The sequence below is a fragment of the Streptomyces sp. KLMMK genome, from assembly GCF_036961605.1.
In the GTDB taxonomy this organism is placed as follows: Bacteria; Actinomycetota; Actinomycetes; order Streptomycetales; family Streptomycetaceae; genus Streptomyces; species Streptomyces telluris.
Window position 1 is genome coordinate 1 of the sequence record NZ_JBAMDC010000101.1, and the last position, 19,368, is coordinate 19,368.

A 19,368-nucleotide genomic window follows, 5' to 3' on the forward strand; every position below is an offset into this window, starting at 1 on the left:
GTCTCCACGACCGGGCCGGGCACCGCGTGCCGGCCCAGCTCCGTGAAAGCCACGGCCGCCTCCACCGGCAGCGGCCCCGCGCCGCCGAACGCCTCGGGCACGGCCAGCCCGAGGACCCCGGCCCGCGCCAGCCGCTCCCACACCGCGAGCCCCGGCCCGTGGTCGCCCCGCGCCCAGGCCCGTACGGTCGCCGGGGTGTCCGCCGCGCCCAGCATCCGGCCGAGCGTCCGCCCGAACTCCCGCTGCTCGTCGTCGAGTGTGAACCTCATGCCGACCGCCTCCGCAGGGCCCGCGCCCGCGCCCGTACGGCCGACGGAACCTTCCGTACGTCCCTCATGCCCGCCGTCCCTTCGGAAGCCCCAGCAGCCGCTCCGCGACGATGTCCCGCTGGATCTCGTTCGTGCCCGCGTACACCGGCCCCGCCAGGGCGAAGACGAAGCCCTCCGCCCAGCCGCCGTGCGCCGGGGCGTCGCCCGCCGGTCCGGCCAGCTCGCCGTACGGGCCGAGCAGGTCGAGCGCCGTCTCGTGCAGCGCCAGGTCGAGTTCCGACCAGAACAGCTTGGTGAGGCTCGGCTCGGCCCCCCGCGGCCCGTCCGCCGCGCACGTGTACCCGTACAGCTGGTAGGCGCGCGCCCGCACCACCGCATCGGCCACCCGGTCCCGCAGCGCCGTGTCCCCGGGGTCGGCGGCCGCCCGCCACAGGGCAACCAGCCGGCGCGCGGCCGCCACGTAGCGGCCCGGGCTGCGCAGCGTGAGGCCGCGCTCGCTGCCCGCGGTGCTCATGGCGACGCGCCAGCCGTCGCCGGGCGTGCCGACGACGTCCCGGTCGGGCACGAACACCTCGTCCAGGAAGATCTCGGCGAACGCGGGCCTGCCGTCGAGACGGCCGACCGGGCGCACCCGCACCCCCTCCGCGTCCAGCCCGAACATCGCGTAGGTCAGGCCCTCGTGGGGCCGGCCGGCGCTCGCGTGGCTGCGGAACAGCCCGAAGGCGCGGTCGGCGAACGCGGCCCGCGACGACCACGTCTTCTGCCCGCTGAGCAGCCAGCCGCCGGCTGTCCGCACCGCGATCGACCGCAAGGACGCGAGGTCCGACCCGGCCTCGGGCTCGGACCACGCCTGCGCCCACACCGTCTCCCCGCTCGCCATCGCCGGGAGGATCCGGGCCCGTTGCTCCTGCGTGCCGTGTTCGAGGAGCGTCGGGGCGAGCAGGCCGATGCCGTTCTGGGAGACGCGCGAGGGCGCGCCCGCGGCCCAGTACTCCTCCTCGAAGACCAGCCACTCCAGGAACGAACGGCCCCGGCCCCCGTACGCGGCCGGCCAGGAGACGGCCGACCAGCGGCCCGCGTGCAGCGTCCGTTCCCACGCGCGGTGTTCGGCGAATCCCTCCTCGGTCTCCAGCGAGGCGAGCGGCGTCCGGGGGACGTGGCCGGCGAGCCAGGCGCGGGCCTCCGCGCGGAAGTCCTCCTGCCCGGGCGCGAGGTCCAGGTCCATCAGGCGCCGTCCGTCCCGGCCGCCCTCGCCTTCATCGTGCGTACGTCCATCCCGGCGAGCGGGCCGGCGGAGGTCTCGGCGTTGTGCGCGTGCGCGAGGTGGTGCAGCGCGAACGCCGCGTCGAGACCGCCGTGCAGGCCCTGGAGGTCCTCGGCCTGGTTGACGGCGCGCTTGGCGAGGGCGAGGCCCATGCGGGGCATCGCCGCCACGCGCCCGGCGAGTTCGCGGGTGCGGACGGCGAGCTGCTCGCGCGGCACCACGCGGTTGACCATGCCGAGTTCGCGGGCGCGGTGCGCGCTCATCCGGTCGCCCGTGTAGAGGAGTTCCTTCGCGACGCGCGGCGGCAGCACCCAGGGGTGCGCGAAGTACTCCACGCCGGGGATGCCCATGCGGACCACCGGGTCGGCGAAGAAGGCGTCCTCGCTCGCGACGATCAGATCGCAGACCCAGGCCAGCATCAGGCCGCCCGCCACGCAGGCGCCCTGCACCGAGGCGATCAGCGGCTTGGGGATCTCGCGCCAGCGGCGGCACATGCCCAGGTACACCTCGGACTCGCGCGCGAAGCGGCTCTCCGCACCGGACTTGTCCGAGTGGTCCCACCACAGGCCCGCTCGGCGGGGGTGCGGCAGGTGGGCGTCGCGGCCGGGCGTGCCGATGTCGTGGCCGGAGGAGAAATGATCGCCCGCGCCCGCCAGGACGATCACCTTGACCCCGTCGTCGGCCGACGCCTCGTAGAAGGCCTCGTCCAGGGCGTACGTCATCGCGGAGTTCTGGGCGTTGCGGTACGCGGGCCGGTTCATGGTGACGGTCGCGACGGGGCCGCTGCGCTCGTAGCGCACCACGGGGCCCGCGGGGGCCTGCCGGCCGTCCGCCGGCACAGGGTCAGTGGTCATCAACCATCCTTCCCTAACAAGTGTTTGGTAGGTTAACGTACGGCCATGAGCAGCGTCGAGGAGTCCACCGCTGTCCGGCCCGGCCCGCCGCCCTACCTCCCCGCTCACGAGCTGCTGTCCGGCCGCACGGCCGTCATCACCGCCGCGGCCGGCGCCGGGATCGGCTCCGCCACCGCCCGCCGGTTCCTCGAGGAGGGCGCCCGCGTGGTGCTCGGGGACCGGCACGCACGCCGGCTGCGCGTCGCCGTCGCCGACCTCGGCGAGGAGTTCGGCGCCCGCCAGGTCGCCGGACGGCCCTGCGACGTCACCGACGAGGCGCAGGTCGCGGCCCTGTTCGAGCTGGCCGAGGAGCGGCACGGCGGCCTCGACGTCGTCGTCAACAACGCAGGCCTCGGGGGCACCGCCGATCTGGCCGACATGACCGACGAGCAGTGGGACGCCGTCGTCGGCACCACCCTCGGCGGCACCTTCCGCTGCACCCGCGCCGCCCTGCGCCGGATGCGCGCCCGGGGGACCGGCGGCGTCGTCGTCAACAACGCCTCCGTCGTGGGCTGGCGTGCCCAGCAGGGCCAGGCCCACTACGCCGCGGCCAAGGCCGGCGTCATGGCCCTGACCCGCTGCGCGGCGGTGGAGGCGGCCGCCTACGGCGTGCGCGTCAACGCCGTCGCACCGAGCCTCGCCCTGCACCCCCACCTGGCGAAGGTCACCACGCCCGGGCTGCTGGAGGAGCTGGCCCGGCGCGAGGCGTTCGGCCGGGCCGCCGAGCCCTGGGAGATCGCCAACGTCATCGTCTTCCTCGCCAGCGGCTACTCCTCGTACATGACCGGCGAGACCGTGTCCGTCAGCAGCCAGCGCGCGTGACCGACAATGGCACCGTGCCGAACAGCAGGAAGACCACCACCGAGCGGCCCGCGCCCGAGCGGCGCGCAGAGCTCCTCGCGACCGCCGCAGAGGTGTTCGCCGCGCAGGGCTACAACGCCACCACCGTGCGCCGGATCGCCGAGGAGGCGGGGCTGCTGGCGGGCAGCCTCTACTACCACTTCGACTCCAAGGAGTCGATGCTGGACGAGATCCTCTCCGCCTTCCTCGACGAGCTGTGGGCCGGCTACGACGCCGTGCTCGCCGCCGGGCTCGGGCCCCGCGCGACCCTGGAGGCCCTGGTGGCCGAGTCCTTCCGGGAGATCGACCGGCACCGCCCCGCCGTCGCCATCTACCAGAAGGAGTCGCGGCACCTCACCGGCCTGCCGCGCTTCGGTTACCTCGCCGCGTCGCAGCGCAGGTTCGAGGAGGTGTGGCTCGGCACGATCGAGCGCGGCGTGGCCGAGGGCGCCTTCCGCGCCGACCTGGACGCCCGCCTCGCCTACCGGTTCCTGCGCGACACTGTGTGGGTCGCCGCGTCCTGGTACCGGCCGGGCGGACGGCTCCCGGCGGAGGAGATCGCCCGTCAGTATCTGTCGATGGTCCTGGACGGCATCGCCGTGCGGGAGTGACCGGTTGGAGGCGCAGCAGTCATGGCCGAGGCCTATATCGTCGGAGCCGTCCGCACCCCCGTCGGCCGGCGCGGAGGCGGGCTCTCCGCCGTCCACCCCGCCGACCTCGGCGCGCACGTCCTGCGCGCCCTGATAGCGCGCACGGGCGTCGATCCGGCCGCCGTCGACGACGTCGTCCTCGGCTGCCTCGACGCCGTCGGCCCGCAGGCCGGGGACATCGCCCGGACGAGCTGGCTGGCCGCCGGACTGCCCGAGGAGGTCCCCGGCGTCACCGTCGACCGGCAGTGCGGCTCCGGCCAGCAGGCCGTCCACTTCGCCGCCCAGGCCGTCCTCTCCGGCACCCAGGACCTCGTCGTCGCGGGCGGCGTCCAGAACATGTCGCAGATCCCGATCGCCTACGCCGTCCACCGCGCGGCCGTCCCGCTCGGCCTCACCGAGGGCCCCTTCGCCGGCTCGCAGGGCTGGCGGGCGCGCTACGGCGACCGGCCCGTCAGCCAGTTCCACGGGGCCGAGCTCATCGCCCGGCAGTGGGGCATCACGCGCACCGCCATGGAGGAGTACGCGCTGCTCTCGCACCGGAGGGCCGTGCGCGCCGCCGACGAGGGCCGCTTCGACCGGGAACTCGCCCCCTGCGGCGGGCTGACGGCCGACGAAGGGCCGCGCCGGGACACCTCCCCGGAGAAGATGGCCGCGCTGAAGCCGGTGGTGGACGGCGGCCGGCTGACGGCCGCCCTCTCCTCCCAGATATCCGACGGGGCGGCGGCCCTGCTGCTCGCGAGCGAACGCGCCGTGCGCGACCACGGGCTGACCCCGCGCGCCCGCGTCCACCACCTGTCCGTACGCGGCGAGGACCCGATCCGCATGCTGACGGCGCCCGTCCCGGCCACCGCCCACGCGCTGAAGAAGGCCGGGCTGACGATGGCGGACATCGACCTCGTCGAGATCAACGAGGCCTTCGCCTCCGTCGTCCTGGCCTGGCTGCAGGAGACCGGCGCCGACCCGGAGAAGGTCAACGTCAACGGCGGAGCCATCGCCCTGGGCCACCCCCTGGGCGCGACCGGCGCGAAGCTGATGACCACGCTCCTGCACGAACTCGAGCGCACGGGCGGCCGCTACGGCCTGCAGACGATGTGCGAGGGCGGCGGCCAGGCCAACGTGACGGTCATCGAGCGGTTGTGAAGGCTACGGGGCGGCCCGGGGCGCCGTGAGCGCCGCCAGCACCTCCTCCGCCTCCGCCATCACGCGCCCGACCAGCTCGGCGCACGTCGGCAGGTCGTCGATGACACCGGCGACCTGCCCCGAGGCCATCACCCCCACGTCCGTGCGGCCGTCCACCATCGCGGCCCGCAGCAGCACCGGCGTGTTCGCCGCCATCAGCACCTGACTCCACGTCAGCTCGCGTCCGTGGCACATCGCCAGGCCGTCGCGCACCACCGCCGCCCAGCCGGTCCCCGACAGCGCCCGGAAGGCGGCCGCGTGCCGCAGCGACCGGACGAGCCCGCCGAGCCGCCCCGAGCGCTCCAGCCCCGCGACGAAGGGCGTGCGCAGCATCCGGTGGGGGAGACCGTCGACCTTCGTCGTGACCGTGACGTCCCGCACCGTCGCCGCGAGGTACGCCGCCTTCACCGGGCCGGGCACCGTGCTGTCCGCGGTCAGCAGGAAGCGCGTGCCCATGGCGACCCCCGCCGCGCCGAACGCCAGGGCCGCCACCAGCCCGCGCCCGTCGCGGAAGCCGCCCGCCGCGACGACCGGGATGCCCACCGCGTCGACCACCTGCGGCAGCAGGACCGACGTCGCGACCTCGCCCGTGTGGCCGCCGCCCTCCGCGCCCTGCACCACGACCGCGTCCGCACCCCAGGCCGCCACCTTCTCGGCGTGCCGCCGCGCCCCCACCGACGGGACGACGACCACCCCGGCGTCCTTCAGGCGGGCGATCAGCTCCCGGGACGGGGCGAGCGCGAACGACGCGACCCGCACGCCCTCCTCGATCAGGATGTCCACGCGCTCCCGGGCGTCGCCCGCGTCCGCCCGCAGGTTGACCCCGAACGGCTGCCCGGTGCGGGAGCGCACCTTCCTGATGGCGGCCCTGAGCCCGTCGGGCGTCATCGTGGCCGAGCCCAGGATGCCCAGCGCGCCCGCCTCCGCCACCGCCGAGACCAGGCGCGGGCCCGCCACCCAGCCCATGCCCGTCTGGACGAGCGGGTGCCGTACGCCCACCAGGTCGGTCAGCGCCGTCCTCACCCCCGTACCTCCCGCGCGCGCAGCCCGTCCGGGTCGATGACCTCACGGATCAGCCGCAGCTCCTCGGCGGAGGGCAGGCGGGTGCGCGGCACGTCGCGGGGGACCTCCAGGGGGAACCCGGTGGCCGCCTGCAGCTCGGCGGCCGTCACGCCGGGGTGCAGGGAGCGGACCCGCATCGTGCGGTCCGGCGTCTCGAAGTCGAGGACGGCCAGGTCGGTGACCACGCGCGGGATGCGGTGGAAGCGCGTCGCCGAAGGCCCCGCGGCGGCCGCCCGGTCGTAGCCGACGCCGCTGACCATGTCGGCCTTCTCGACCAGGACGCGCGGGGAGTGCCGCGGGATCCAGTAACTCGTCGGGTTGTTGAGGGTGTTGGCCGGCGCCCCGCGCACGCCGAGCAGCTGCCGCGCGGGCCGGTGCCAGTCGCCGACACAGGAGATGTTCTGGTTGCCGTGCCGGTCGAGCTGGGCCGCCCCCATCATCACGTGCCGCCGCCCGCCCGCGACCACGGCCAGGTGCCGCCGGAACGGCAGCCAGCCCTCGACCGCCCGGGGCTTTGCGCCCAGCGCGGGCACGTCGGCCATCAGCAGCGCCTCCCCGTCCGTGAGCAGCAGGTCCGGGGTGAAGGTGAGCCGCGCGAGCCGCGCCCCGATCGTGGGGACCACGCCCATGGGGCTGGCCAGGATCTCCCCGTCGCCGCGCCAGGCTTCCGCGCACGCCACGACGCACACCTCGGCGCGCCCGGCGCTCACGCCGCGCCCTCGGCGAAGTCGTCGACCGCGGCGCGGTAGGCGTTCTCGTCCCCCGACAGGAAGCGGTCGGCGAACTCCCGCCAGGCCCCGGGGTCCGCCGCCGCGGCGGCGTACGCGGCCTGGAACGCCTCGTCCCGGCCGTAGTCCGGCACGCAGGAGGTGAAATGCGCCCCGCCCGGCGCCTCGACGACGCCGTTGACGCAGCTCCGCTGTACGAGCAGGGTCTGCGGGCCGCCGCCCTCGGCGAACCCGGCACTGTCGACCACCCGTTCGCAGGAGACGTACGCCTCTCGCGCCGCCTCGCAGAACAGGTCGTCGAAGTACGGATCCGGGCCCAGGTACTGGGCGTTGCCGCGCGCGTCCGCCCGGTTGAGGTGCACGAGCGCCGCGTCCAGCGTGAGCGCCGGGACGGCGACGAGCTCCTCCCCGTCCTCGTACGGCGACGTCACCGTGCGCAGGAAAGGGTTGACGGTCATGACGTCCGAGCCGAGGCCCGCCCGTACCGGCAGGAACGGCAGCCGGTGCGCCGCGGCCGTCAGCCCCCACATGAACATCGCCTCGTCCAGCTCGACGAGTTCGACGTCCCCGCGCTGCCGGGCGGCGCGGAAGTGCGGTTCGAGCGGGATAGAGTCGAGCGTCGCGAAGGCCGCCACGAGCTTGCGGACCCGGCCCGCGGCCACCAGCAGGCCGACGTCCGGGCCGCCGTAGGAGACCACCGTCAGGTCGCGGACGTCCGAGCGCAGCAGGGCCCGGACGAGGGCCATCGGCTTGCGCCGGGAGCCCCAGCCGCCGATGCCGACGGTCATCCCGCTCTCCAGGTGCGCCACCGCCTCGTCGGCGGTCATGGTCTTGTCGCCGTTCACGGTTCCTCCTGCCGCTCCTGCCTCTTCCGGCCCTCCCGGTCGCCCCGGTCGCCGCCGGAGCCGAACGCCTCGCGGAGGCGGTCGCCCACGCCGCACAGGCCCGCCTCGAAGGTGAAGCCCTGCTCGTAGCGGTAGCTGCGGCGCACGTCCACCGGGTCGATGCCGTTGAGCGCGGCCTTCGCCAGGCGCAGCAGCGACCCGTCCTTGGCGGCGATCTCCCCGGCCAGCTCCAGGGCGGCCGCGCGCAGCCCGTCGCGCGGCACGACGCGCCAGACGGATCCGTGCCGGTACAACTCCTGCGCGGTGACCGTGCGCGAGGTGAAGTAGAGCGTGCGCATCAGGTGCTGCGGGACGAGCCGGGCCAGGTGCGTGGCGGCGCCGAGCGCACCCCGGTCCAGCTCGGGCAGGCCGAACACGGCGTCATCGGAGGCGACGACGGCGTCGGCGTTGCCGGCCAGGCCGACGCCCCCGCCCAGGCAGAAGCCGTGCACGGCGGCGATCACCGGCACCGGGCAGTCGTAGACCGCGGAGAAGGCCGCCGCGCAGGCGTGGTTGGCGCCGATCAGGGCCTCGTGGCCGGGGGAGTCCCGGATCTCCTTGAGGTCCACGCCGGCGTTGAAGCCGCGGCCGGCGGCGGTCAGCACGACACAGCGGACCGCGGGGTCGGCGCCGGCCGCGCCGACCGCTCCCGCCAGGTCGTACCAGCCCTGTACGGGCAGGGCGTTGACCGGCGGGAAGTCCACGGTGACGACGGCGACGGCAGGCTCGGGGCGTGAGGTGGAGACACTCATCGGAGGATCCGCTACCTTTCCACCAAACGTTTGTTAGGCGGCAACGCCCGTTCACGGTAGCAGCGGACGACCCGCCGCGGGAGGTGGCGCGATGCCGGGCGGTACGGAGACGGGGCCGGAGCCCCCGGAGGCGCGCACCGTCGTCGTCACCGGCGGCACGCGCGGCGTGGGGGCGGGGATCGCCCGGGCCTTCCTGCGCACCGGCGCGCACGTCGTCGTCTGCGCCCGCCGCCCGCCGGACCGGCCCGTCACGGAGGCCGGGCGCACCGCCCGCCACCTGCCCGCGGACCTGCGCGACCCGGCCGCCGTTACCGCCCTCTTCGGCCGGGTGGCCCACGAGTACGGGCGCCTGGACGTCCTCGTGAACAACGCGGGCGGCACCCCCTTCCGGCTGCTCGACGCGGCCGGTGCGGAACGCCACGCGCGCGTCATCGGCCTCAACCTCGTCGCACCGCTGACCGCCTCGCTCGCCGCGTACCCCCTGCTGCGCGAACGGCCGGACGGCGGCTGCATCCTGATGGTCGGCAGCGTGAGCGGCACCCGCCCCTCGCCGGGCACCGCCGCCTACGGTGCCGCCAAGGCCGGACTGCACAGCCTCGCCCGCACCATGGCCGTCGAATGGGCCCCCGCCGTCCGCGTCAACACCCTCGTCCTCGGCATGGTGCGCACCGAATCCGCCCACCTCCACTACGGGGACGCCGACGGCCTCGCCGCCGTCGCCCGCACCGTGCCCGCGGGGCGGCTCGCCGAGCCCGGCGAGGTCGGCGCCGCCGCCGTCTTCCTCGCCTCCGCCGACGCCGCCCACATCACCGGCGCCGACCTGCTCGTCCACGGCGGCGGCGAACGGCCCGCGTTCCTCGCCGCCGCCACCGTCAACCACGACCACGAGGAGCCCCCGACATGACCGGAATCTGCGCCGGACGCGTCGCCGCCGTCACCGGCGCCGGCCGCGGCCTGGGCCGGGCACACGCCCTCGCCCTCGCGGCCGAAGGCGCGCGGGTCGTCGTGAACGAACTACCGGGGGCCTCGGCGGGCGAGGCACGGCGCGTCGTCGACGAGATCCGCGCGCGGCGCGGCGAAGCCGTCGTGCACAGCGGCGACGTCTCCACGGACGACGGCGCGGCCGCCCTCGTCGCCACCGCCCTCGACGCCTACGGCCGGCTCGACACCCTCGTCAACAACGCGGGCATCCTGCGCGACCGGATGCTCGTCAACCTCGGCGAGGACGACTGGGACGCCGTCGTCGCGGTCCACCTCAAAGGCCACTTCCTGCCGCTGCGGCACGCCGCCGCGCACTGGCGGGCCGAGCACAAGGCCGGGCGCACGCCGCAGGCGCGCATCGTCAACACCACGTCGGGGGCCGGGCTGCTCGGCAGCGTCGGCCAGGCCAACTACGCCGCCGCCAAGGCCGGCATCGTCGCCCTGACCCTCGTCGCCGCCGCCGAACTGGCCCGCTACGGCGTCCAGGCCAACGCCGTCGCCCCCGCCGCCCGCACCCGCATGACCGAGCACACCTTCGCGGCGACGATGGCCGCACCCCCAAACGGCTTCGACGCCATGGCCCCCGCCAACGTCTCCCCGCTCGTGGTCTGGCTCGCCTCCGCCCACTCGGCCGGCGTCACCGGCCAGATCTTCGCCGCGGAGGCCGGCCGCATCACCGTCATGGAGGGCTGGCACCCGGGCCCCGTCACCGACAAGGGCGACCGCTGGACCCCGAAGGAAGCGGGAGAGGCGGTCCGGGAGCTACTGGCGGGGGCGCGCCGGCCGGGGGCGGTGTACGGGGCGTAGCGAGCTCCGGGTCCGGATCACCCCGGCGGCCGGGTGGGTCCGGCACCGCCGGAGACCCCGGAGGGGGGTGGCGCGCCGCTGCGGCGGGAGAAGAGGCCCCGGACCCGCCCTTTCGCCGTTTCCTCCGGGGGGCAAGCCCCCGGGCCCCCAGGGGCAGGCGGTAGGGCCTGGGGGCCGGGGCACAGCCCCGGGAAACGGTGAAAGGGCGGGACCGGGGCCTTCTTCCCGCCGCAACGGCGCTCGGCTTCCACCGGGCAGCCCGGCGGTGCCGGGCCGGCAGGACGGGCCGGCCGGATGGGCCGGCCGGACGGGCCTGCAGGATTGGACCGGCTGGCCGGTCCGGCCGGCCGGCCGAATCGAGCGACCGTCCGTCAGGACACCACGTCCTTCCCCCGGAAGTGCCGGAACGCCAGAGCGAACAGCACCAGGGCGTACGCCACCGACACCGCCGTCCCCTTGATCATTCCGCCCCACTCCAGCCGGGGCTGCAGCGCATCCGCCCACGCGAACTGCCAGTGGGCCGGAAGGAAGTCCCGCCAGTGGCCCAGCGCCGTCACGGCGTCCAGGACGTTGCCGACGATCGTCAGGCCGACCGCGCCGCCCACCGCACCCAGCGGCGCGTCCGTGACCGTCGACAGCCAGAACGCCAGCCCGGCCGTCACCAGCTGGCCGACGAAGACGAACGCCACGACGATCGCGAGCCGCCCCACGGCGGTGGTGCCCGGCAGGGAGCCGCCCGTCGGGATCTGCAGCGGCCCCCAGCCGTACGCGGCCGTGCCCGCCGCCAGTGCCACCCCCGGCAGCAGCACCATCGCCGCCGCGCTGAACACCAGCGCCACCGTCAGCTTGCTGACCAGCAGCCGGGTCCGCGGCACCGGGGCCGCGAGCAGGTAGCGCAGCGAGGACCAGCCGGCCTCGGAGGCCACCGTGTCGCCGCAGAACAGCGCGACCGGCACCACGAGCAGGAAGCCCGCCGAGACGAACAGGCACGTCGCGGTGAAGTTCACGCCGGACGCCGTGGCGGTGTCGATGAGCGTGACCCGCCCGTTCCGCCCGCTCGGCTGCCCTCCGATCGCGAACGCCGCGATCAGCACGAACGGCAGGACCGCGAGCACCGCCCCGACCACCAGCGTCCGGCGCCGCCGCAGCTGCCGCATCGCCTCGACGCGCAGCGGCAGGGTGTGCCGCGCCCGGTAGCCGGGAGCGGACTCGGCCGCCTCTTCCACGTGCCCCACTGCGCTCACGACGGGCCTCCGATCAGGGTCAGGAACGCGTCCTCCAGGCGGCGGTGCGGACCCACGCTCGCCACCGGGATCTCCAGCCGGACCAGCTCGGCCAGCAGCTGCGGCGCGCTCGCGCCGTCCAGCCGGACCAGCAGGCCCTCCTCGGCCCGTACCGCCGAGGCCACCCCCGGCAGCGCGGCCACCTTGTCCGCCGTCACCTCCGACACCTCGCCCTCGACGCCGACGAGCAGGGTGTCGCCCGAGCCGACGATGTCCCCGACCGGGCCGGCGGTCACCAGCCGGCCGCGGTCCATGACCACCAGGTGCGTACAGCTCTGCTCGACCTCGGAGAGGAGGTGGCTGGAGACGATGACGGTACGGCCGGCGGCCGCGTAGCGGATCATCACCTCGCGCATCTCCCGGATCTGCGGCGGGTCCAGCCCGTTGGTCGGCTCGTCCAGGATCAGCAGGTCCGGCAGCCCCAGCATGGCCTGGGCGATGGCGAGCCGCTGCCGCATGCCCTGCGAGTACGTGCGCACGGCGCGCTCCAGCGCCGGGCCCAGCCCCGCGATCTCCAGGGCCTCCTCGATGTGCGCGTCCTCGGCCGGCCGGCCTGTCGCCTGCCAGTACAGGTCGAGGTTGGCGCGGCCGGACAGGTGGGGCAGGAAGCCCGCGCCCTCCACGAACGCCCCGACCCGCGACAGCACGGGCGCACCCGGCCGCACCGCGTGCCCGAAGACCCGCACCTCGCCCGCGTCGGGGCGGATGAGCCCCATGAGCATCCGCAGCGTCGTGGTCTTGCCCGCGCCGTTCGGCCCCAGCAGGCCGAGGACCTGCCCGCGTTCGACCCGGAAGGACAGCTCCCGCACGGCGTACCGGTCGGCGGACTTGGCGTACCGCTTACTCAGGCCGGTGATCTGCAGGGGCACTCCGGAGAGGTCCGGGTCCGGCGCCGGCGCGGTCACCCGCCGCCGGCCCGTCAGCAGCACGGCGGCCGCGACGAGCACACCGCCCAGCGGCAGGCCCCACGTCCACCACGGCAGCGCGGCCGAAGCCGTCCGCACCCCGGGCGCCGTCGGCACGCTCAGCCCGCCCTCCAGGGAGACGGCGTACGTGGCGGGCGCGGCCGGCGAGGCGTAGCCGAGGTCGGTCGAGGCGATCACGAGCCGCATCCGGTGGCCGGACTCGAAGGTGTGGTCGATCGCCGGGAGCTTCAGCTCCACCGTCCGCCCGGCCTTGGCGTCCTCGACCCGCACCGGCGCGACGAGCTGGGCGGGCAGCACCTGCTGCCCGTTCGGGCCGACGTCGTACACCTTGGCGAACAGCACCGCTTCGCCCGTGTCGGAGGCGACCTTCACCTTCACCGCCGGGGAGCCCGTCACCCGGACCCCCTCGGTGAGGCGCTCCGACTCGAACCGGGCGTGCTGTCCGGGGAAGTCGAGCGACAGCCCCAGCCCGAACCCGGACAGCTGCGACACCGCACCCCCGACCCCGGGTACGGAGGAGATCGCCGGGGGCGCCGCCCCCGGCGGGTTGGCGAAGGACTGCCTCCGTCCGGACAGCCCGACCGTCTCCGGGTCGTGGCGCAGACCCGGATAGCTGCTGCCGCTCGCACCGCGCAGCTGCGCCTTGCCGTCGGTGGTGTCGATGCCGCCCGTCCTGCTGACCCGGAAGGCGGGTCCGGTGGACGCGCTGTCGTCGTCCTTGAGGTAACGGTCGAACCACGCGCGCGTGCGCAGCGCCGTCCGGTCGGCCTCGCCGAAGCCGGAGTCGTGGCCGCCTGCGACCCAGTCGACCGCGACGGGCGCGCCGTTGCGGCCGATCGCCTGGGCCGCCGCGTCGGACTGGTCCAGCGGGAAGAGCGAGTCGGTCTGGCCCTGGACGAGCAGGGCGGGCACCTTGATGCGCCCGGCGACCGCTGCGGGGCTGCGGCGCTCCAGCAGCTCCCGGGCCTGTGCGTCGGGTTTGCCGGCCACGGCCACCCGCTCGTACATCTCGCACAGCTGCTTTTCGAACCGCCCGCAGCCGAGCGGCGCGGAGGGGGCCGCGGGTGCGCTGCGCGGGGCCGCGCCGGCCTTGCCGGCCGAGCGCCCCGGTGCGGTGGCGGTCCCCGGCGTCGCGGCGGAGCCGGAGGTGAAGAAGATCCCGGCCCAGAGCTTCTTGAACACGCCCTCGGGGAAGAGGGCGTCGGCGAGGTTCCAGTACGTGACCTGCGGGGCGATCGCGTCGACGCGCTTGTCGTGACCGGCCGCCAGCAGCGCGACCGCGCCGCCGTACGACCCGCCCGCTATGCCCACCCGGGGGTCCTTGTCCCCGTCCCGCTCGACCTCGGGCCGCGCGGCGAGCCAGTCGATCAGCCGGCTCACGTCGGCGACCTCGCGGTCCGGGTCGTTGAGCCCGATCCGGCCCGTGGAGCGCCCGAAGCCGCGCGCGGACCACGTGAGCACCGCGTAGCCGGAGCGCGCCAGGTCCTCGGCCTGGCCGCGCAGGTCGTCCTTGCTGCCGCCGAAGCCGTGCGCGAGCAGCACGGCAGGCCTGCGGCCCTCCCCGCCCGCGGTGAAGAACGACGTGTCGATCCGCACCGGACCGCTCGCCCCCGGTGCCTCCGGCACCGTCATGAAGCGGTCCTCGCGGTGCACGGGCGGATCGCCCCCGGCCCCGGAGGCCACGGCCCAGGTGCCGCCGCCGGCGAGCACGACGGCCGCGGCGGCAGTGGCGACGAGCCGTCGCCCGCGCAGGCGGGGAAAACGCAGCTTCATGCCCGCATGCTAAGCGGAGACCTCGTCCGGCTGGTCCGCGGGCCGGATTCCCTGCTCGGCGGCCGGGTCATGGTCGCGCCGGAGTCACTCCCCGGCTGCCGCCTCCGTCTCCTGCGCCATGGCGGCCAGCTTGGTGACCGTGTTCCAGTTGCGCCCGGTGCCCGCCGTGCCCAGGCGCCGCTCCGTCAGCACCTTCGCGAGCTTCGCGTCCCGGATCCCCTCCGCGTAGTACACGTACAGCTCGCGCCCGGCCAGGACGAACTCCTCCGGCGCGTACGCCGCCGGGTCCAGGTCCGCGACGGCCGCCGGGTCGGCGGGGGCGGCCAGGAACGTCACCACGTACCGCGCGGGGTCGACATCCCGTCCGGCGAACGGATCGGCGTCAACGACGCGGCGCATGTCACCCGCATCCCGCACCATGCACGCCACCGCGAAGCCCAGCTCGCGCTCGATCGCCTGCTCGAGCCCGCGGGCCAGCTCCTCCGCGCCCGCGCCGGGGTGCGTGAACACGGCGTTGCCGCTGTTGAGGTGCGTACGGACGGAGCCGCAGCCCATGCCGGACAGCAGCTCCCGCAAAGTCTGCATGGGAACACGCTTCTTGCCGCCCACATTGATACCGCGCAGCAGCGCCACATACGTTGTCACACCCTCACCGTAGTGTGGACGGACATCACCGAGGGTGAGGGGGCGTCACATGGTGCGCAAGGCCCGCACGCGCGGGGTGCTGGCGGTGCTCGCGCTGATCCTGACTCTGCTGGGGATGCAGGTCCCCGGCCCCGGAGGCGCGAGTACGGCCCGCGCCGCGGACAATCCGGCAGAAGTCGTCCGGGAAGTACGGATCGACGACCGGACGCTCGACGTGGCCGTCCGGTCGCCCGAGATCGACGGGCTGACGCACACCAGATGGGTGCGGCTGCTGCTCCCCGCCGGCTGGGACCGCAACGCACAGCGCACGTGGCCCACCCTGTGGCTGCTGCACGGCGGCGGCGGAAACCACAAGGACTGGACCGCCAACACGCACGTCGAGGAGCTCGCCGCAGGGCGGGACGTCATCGTCGTCATGCCGGAGACCAGCGGCTGCAGCGGCTACAGCGACTGGTGGAACTACGGCAGGGGCGGCGCTCCCGCCTGGGAGACCTATCTGCTCGGCGAGCTCAGGCCGCTCCTGGAGCGCGCCTACCGCGCCGGTACGGACCGGGCGGCCGTCGCGGGCCTGTCCATGGGCGGCCAGGGCGCGCTGAAGTTCGCCGCCGCGCACCCGGGCATGTTCAAGGCGGCAGCCTCCTACAGCGGCGGCGTGAACATGCTGTACAAGTCGCCCGACGGCGGCTTCAGCGGGCCCGATGCGGTCAAGGCCGGCGCCGTCTCCTGCCTCGCCGACTGGAAGCGCGTGTGGGGGGAGCCCGGCTACCCCTTCGACACCGGCGACCCCGCCGACGTGCGCCAGCGGAGCATCTGGGAGCGCCACAGCCCACTCCACCAGGCCGCCTCCCTCGCGGGGACGCCCCTCTACGTTTCCTACGGAAACGGCACCGACAGCGGGACGGGCTGGCAGTGGGGCGGACCACCGCCCTCCCCGGCCCGCTGCACCGACCCGGCGGCACACGGCGGCGAGGCCGTCGAACGAGCGATCTTCGGTATGAACGGGCAGCTCCGGGCCCGCCTCGCCGAACTCCGCATCCCGGCCACGGTGTGCGCCTCCGAAGGCACCCACACGTGGCCGTACTGGGAGCGGGAGCTGGTCGCCTCCTTCCCGATGCTGATGGGCGCCCTCGGCATCCAGCCGTATCTAGCCGCATCTAGCCGCGTCGCTCCAGCCGCAGCGTGAGGACCTGGAACGGCCGCAGCGACAGCGGGACGACGTCACCGTCCGTCGCCGCCGTGGCCTGCGGCCGCTCCAGGAGGTCGCACACGGAGGCCGAGGCGAGGGGGAAGCCCGCCGTCAGACGCGCACGGGCCCGGCCGCCCAGCGACTCGTACAGCCGCACGATCACATCGCCGCCGGCGTCGTCCGCGAGCTTCACGGCCGTGATGACGACGCCCTCGTTGTCGACGTGGGCCAGCGGCCGTACACCGGAGCTTCCCGGCACCCGCCGCTCCGGAAGGTTGATCCGGTAGCCCTCGCGGACGGCGTCGCCGATCGACGCGTTCGGCACCAGCGCGTACCGGAAGCGGTGCACCCCCTGGTCGGTGCGCGGGTCCGGGAAGCGCGGGGCCCGCAGGAGGGACAGCCGGACCGTCGTGGTCGTGCCCGTGTCCTCCGGGCGGACCGTCCGCGTCACGTCGTAGCCGTACGTCGCGTCGTTGACGACCGCCACGCCCCAGCCCGGCTCCTCCAGGTGCACGAAGCGGTGCGCGCACGCCTCGAACTTGGCGGCGTCCCAGCTGGTGTTGGTGTGCGTGGGCCGGTACAGGTGCCCGAACTGGGTCTCCGCCGCCGTACGGTCGGCGTGCACGTCGAGCGGGAAGGCCGCCTTGAGGAACTTCTCCGTCTCGTGCCAGTCGACCTCCGTCTCGATGTCCAGGCGCCGTGCGCCCGCCGGGAGGGCGATCCGCTGCTCGACGCGCGAGGAGCCGAAGGTGCGCACCACGCGCACCGCCGTCCCGTCGTCCGCGAGGCCCACCGACTCGGCGTCCGTCAGATCGGTCACCGTGTTGCGGTAGAAGTGGTCCACGTCCCAGGCGTCCCACATGTTCGGGAAGTCCTGGTGCAGCTGCAGCAGGTTGGCCGCCGCTCCCGGCGCGATCGTCTCGCGCTCCGCCTCGCGGTCGTACACCGAGACCACGAGCCCGCGCGGGTCGACCTCGGCCCGCAGCCAGGTGTTCTCCAGGACGAAACCGCCGCCCTCGCGCTGCCGGACCTCCGCGGGCGCGGGCGCGAAGGAACCGGCGTGTACGGCGGCGTTCGCGGCAACGCCGCCCCGTCCGTGCGGCGCCGCATTGAACACCACCGTCCCGCCGCCCGCGCCGTCGCCCGCCAGAGCCGTCAGCGCACCGGCGACGATCTCCTCCAGCTCCGCCGCCACCGCCGCGTACGCCGCCGCCGCCTCCCGGTGCACCCACGCGATCGAGGTGCCCGGCAGGATGTCGTGGAACTGGTGCAGCAGCACCGTCTTCCAGATCCGGTCCAGCGCCTCGTACGGATACGGGAAGCCCGTCCGCACGGCCGCCGTCGCCGCCCACAGCTCCGCCTCGTACAGCAGGTGCTCGCTGCGCCGGTTGCCCTGCTTGGTGCGGGCCTGGCTGGTCAGGGTCGCCCGGTGCAGCTCCAGGTACAGCTCGCCCACCCACACCGGCGCCTCGGCGTACTCCGCGTGCGCCTTCTCGAAGAACGCCGAGGGCTTCTCGAAGACCACCCGCGCCGAACCCTCCAGGTCCGCCAGCCGCTTCGCCCGCGCCAGCATCTCGCGCGTGGTGCCGCCGCCCCCGTCGCCCCACCCCGTCGGTGCGAGGGAGCGGGTGGCCCCGCCCTTCTCCTGGAAGTTGCGGACGGCGTGCGCGAGCTCCCGGCCCGAGAGCTGGGCGTTGTAGGTGTCGATCGGCGGGAAGTGGGTGAAGACGCGGGTGCCGTCCAGGCCCTCCCACCAGAACGTGTGGTGCGGGAACTTGTTCGCCTGGCTCCACGAGATCTTCTGCGTCAGGAACCATTTGGCCCCCGCCAGCCTCACCAGCTGCGGCAGCGCGGCGGAGTAGCCGAAGGAGTCCGGCAGCCACACCTCCTCCGTCTCGATCCCGAACTCCTCCAGGAAGAAGCGCTTGCCGTGCACGAACTGCCGGGCCAGCGCCTCCGACCCCGGCATGTTCGTGTCCGACTCCACCCACATGCCGCCCACCGGCACGAACCGGCCGTCCGCGACGGCCTTCTTCACGCGCGCGTACACCTCCGGCCGGTGCTCCTTGATCCACGCGAACTGCTGGGCCTGCGACATGGCGTAGACGAACTCCGGCTCGTCCTCCAGCAGCGCGGTCATGTTCGACGTCGTGCGGGCGACCTTGCGCACCGTCTCGCGGAGCGGCCACAGCCACGCCGAGTCGATGTGCGCGTGGCCCACCGCGCTGATCCGGTGCGCGGAGGCGTGCGCAGGCGAGGACAGGACGGCCGCGAGCCGCTCGCGCGCCGCGGCCGCCGTACCGCCGACGTCCTGCAGGTCGACCGCATCCAGCGCGCGCTCGGCCGCCCGCAGGATCTCCCAGCGGCGCGGCGAGTCCACCGGCAGCTCGGTCATCAGCCCCTCCAGCACCTCCAGGTCCTGGACGAGCTCCCACACCGTCCGGTCGAAGACCGCGAGGTCCATGCGCGCCAGCCGGTAGCGCGGCTCGCCGTCCGCCGTCTCCCGGTCGCCCAGCTCCGTCGGCACGAAGGGGTGGTAGTCGAGGATGACGGGGTTGGACGACGCCTCGACGTGCAGCAGCACCTCCTCGCCGCCCACCGCCCGGTCGGTGATCCGGACCCACTGGTTGCGCGGGTTCAGGCCCTTCACCGGCGAGCCGTCCGGCCGGTAGACGAGTCCCTCGCACTGGAAGCCCGGCATGTTCTCGTCGAACCCCAGGTCGAGCAGCGCCTCGACCGTACGGCCCGCCCAGTGCCGCGGCACGCTGCCCGCGACGGTGAACCAGCTCGTGCCCCACGGCGGCCCCCACGCCGCGCCGGCCGCGATCGGCACGCCCCCGGCGGCGATCCCCTCGGCCACCGGGACGGGCTCGCCGGGCGCGTTCCAGACGGTGACGGACAGCGGCACCGACTCGGGGTACACGGCCGGCCGGATGCGCTCGTCCAGCACGCGCTTCAGCCGGGCTTCGGTGATGGTGCGGTCGTTGTGCATCAGGTCGGATTCCTTACCAGCGAAAGGTGACGGGAGCGGGGGCGGAGGCGGTGTACAGCTCGTCCACGGCGCGCACCTCGATGCGGGTGGCCGCCTCGCCGTCCGTACGACGCAGCGCCGGGACGTAGTAGGCATGCCCGCAGGTGCCGCCGAGGAAGCGGAAGCCCCCGCCGGGCAGGGCCTGGCGCACCTCGTACTGGCGTACGGGGGCGGTGCGGTGGCCGCTTCCGGCGGGGGCTCCCCAGGCCAGGCGC

At 74.8% G+C, this 19,368-nt stretch carries 18 protein-coding genes; 6 read left to right on the forward strand and 12 right to left on the reverse strand.

The window, feature by feature from the left end; all coding sequences use genetic code 11:
* From V7793_RS17115 to V7793_RS17125, 3 genes are all read right to left on the reverse strand, one after another.
* Positions 1 to 269: acyl-CoA dehydrogenase family protein (locus V7793_RS17115; protein WP_336007383.1), on the reverse strand; the 269-nt coding region annotated here is incomplete at its 3' end.
* Positions 270 to 333: 64 nt separating this feature from the next.
* Positions 334 to 1,494, reverse strand: coding sequence for an acyl-CoA dehydrogenase family protein (locus V7793_RS17120; RefSeq protein ID WP_336007384.1), 1,161 nt, complete (start codon positions 1,492 to 1,494; stop codon positions 334 to 336).
* Positions 1,494 to 2,387: an enoyl-CoA hydratase gene (locus V7793_RS17125; protein ID WP_336007388.1), complete on the reverse strand. Its 894-nt coding sequence runs from the start codon at positions 2,385 to 2,387 to the stop codon at positions 1,494 to 1,496. The genes V7793_RS17120 and V7793_RS17125 overlap by 1 nt, the downstream gene beginning before the upstream one ends.
* Positions 2,388 to 2,432: 45 nt before the next feature.
* On the opposite strand from V7793_RS17125, the gene V7793_RS17130 reads away from it, so the two are divergent.
* The 3 genes from V7793_RS17130 to V7793_RS17140 are packed head-to-tail and all read left to right on the forward strand — an operon-like array spanning position 2,433 to position 5,056.
* On the forward strand, positions 2,433 to 3,248 hold the full coding sequence (locus tag V7793_RS17130; RefSeq protein ID WP_336007391.1) for an SDR family oxidoreductase: 816 nt from the start codon (positions 2,433 to 2,435) through the stop codon (positions 3,246 to 3,248).
* 14 nt (positions 3,249 to 3,262) lie between these two features.
* Entirely contained in the window at positions 3,263 to 3,877 is a 615-nt protein-coding gene (locus V7793_RS17135) for a TetR/AcrR family transcriptional regulator (RefSeq protein ID WP_336007394.1), read from the forward strand.
* A gap of 21 nt (positions 3,878 to 3,898) precedes the next feature.
* Entirely contained in the window at positions 3,899 to 5,056 is a 1,158-nt protein-coding gene (locus V7793_RS17140; protein ID WP_336007395.1) for an acetyl-CoA C-acetyltransferase, read from the forward strand.
* Between the two features lie 3 nt (positions 5,057 to 5,059).
* On the opposite strand, the gene V7793_RS17145 is transcribed toward V7793_RS17140, so the two are convergent.
* From V7793_RS17145 to V7793_RS17160, 4 genes are read right to left on the reverse strand one after another with little or no spacing between them, the layout of a single operon-like run.
* Entirely contained in the window at positions 5,060 to 6,118 is a 1,059-nt protein-coding gene (locus V7793_RS17145) for an NAD(P)H-dependent flavin oxidoreductase (RefSeq protein ID WP_336007398.1), read from the reverse strand.
* Positions 6,115 to 6,867: a CoA-transferase subunit beta gene (locus tag V7793_RS17150; protein WP_336007400.1), complete on the reverse strand. Its 753-nt coding sequence runs from the start codon at positions 6,865 to 6,867 to the stop codon at positions 6,115 to 6,117. The genes V7793_RS17145 and V7793_RS17150 overlap by 4 nt, the downstream gene beginning before the upstream one ends.
* The gene (locus V7793_RS17155) at positions 6,864 to 7,712 is read right to left on the reverse strand and encodes a CoA transferase subunit A (protein WP_336007420.1); all 849 of its coding nucleotides are present in this window, start codon (positions 7,710 to 7,712) and stop codon (positions 6,864 to 6,866) included. The genes V7793_RS17150 and V7793_RS17155 overlap by 4 nt, the downstream gene beginning before the upstream one ends.
* A 14-nt stretch (positions 7,713 to 7,726) precedes the next feature.
* Entirely contained in the window at positions 7,727 to 8,521 is a 795-nt protein-coding gene (locus V7793_RS17160; RefSeq protein WP_336007402.1) for an enoyl-CoA hydratase family protein, read from the reverse strand.
* Between the two features lie 91 nt (positions 8,522 to 8,612).
* Between V7793_RS17160 and V7793_RS17165 the strand changes: the two genes are divergently transcribed.
* Both V7793_RS17165 and V7793_RS17170 read left to right on the forward strand, forming a co-directional pair.
* Positions 8,613 to 9,425: an SDR family oxidoreductase gene (locus V7793_RS17165; protein WP_336007404.1), complete on the forward strand. Its 813-nt coding sequence runs from the start codon at positions 8,613 to 8,615 to the stop codon at positions 9,423 to 9,425.
* Positions 9,422 to 10,309 carry an SDR family oxidoreductase gene (locus V7793_RS17170; RefSeq protein ID WP_336007406.1) on the forward strand — a complete coding sequence of 296 codons (888 nt, stop codon included), beginning with the start codon at positions 9,422 to 9,424 and terminating at the stop codon, positions 10,307 to 10,309. Before V7793_RS17165 ends, V7793_RS17170 begins: the two co-directional genes overlap by 4 nt.
* 371 nt (positions 10,310 to 10,680) lie before the next feature.
* Here V7793_RS17170 and V7793_RS17175 read toward each other — a convergent pair whose 3' ends face one another.
* The 3 genes from V7793_RS17175 to V7793_RS17185 all read right to left on the reverse strand — a co-directional run bounded on the left by V7793_RS17175 (position 10,681) and on the right by V7793_RS17185 (position 14,936).
* Positions 10,681 to 11,544, reverse strand: coding sequence for an ABC transporter permease (locus tag V7793_RS17175; protein ID WP_443057930.1), 864 nt, complete (start codon positions 11,542 to 11,544; stop codon positions 10,681 to 10,683).
* A 5-nt stretch (positions 11,545 to 11,549) separates the two neighbouring features.
* Positions 11,550 to 14,291 (reverse strand): alpha/beta fold hydrolase, encoded by a 2,742-nt coding sequence (locus V7793_RS17180; protein WP_336007410.1) that lies wholly within the window; start codon positions 14,289 to 14,291, stop codon positions 11,550 to 11,552.
* A gap of 84 nt (positions 14,292 to 14,375) precedes the next feature.
* Complete coding sequence (locus V7793_RS17185) at positions 14,376 to 14,936, reverse strand: DUF1697 domain-containing protein (protein ID WP_336007413.1); 561 nt, start codon at positions 14,934 to 14,936, stop codon at positions 14,376 to 14,378.
* A gap of 49 nt (positions 14,937 to 14,985) precedes the next feature.
* Here V7793_RS17185 and V7793_RS17190 point away from each other — a divergent pair, with 49 nt between their 5' ends.
* A complete protein-coding gene (locus V7793_RS17190) occupies positions 14,986 to 16,119 on the forward strand; it encodes an alpha/beta hydrolase (RefSeq protein ID WP_336007415.1) in 1,134 nt (377 codons plus the stop codon).
* On the opposite strand, the gene V7793_RS17195 is transcribed toward V7793_RS17190, so the two are convergent.
* Together V7793_RS17195 and V7793_RS17200 are read right to left on the reverse strand one after the other, a co-directional pair.
* Entirely contained in the window at positions 16,091 to 19,114 is a 3,024-nt protein-coding gene (locus V7793_RS17195) for an alpha-mannosidase (protein WP_336007417.1), read from the reverse strand. The genes V7793_RS17190 and V7793_RS17195 overlap by 29 nt on opposite strands.
* Positions 19,115 to 19,127: 13 nt before the next feature.
* The coding region (locus V7793_RS17200; RefSeq protein WP_443057929.1) for a GH85 family endohexosaminidase C-terminal domain-containing protein at positions 19,128 to 19,368 on the reverse strand (241 nt) is incomplete at its 5' end.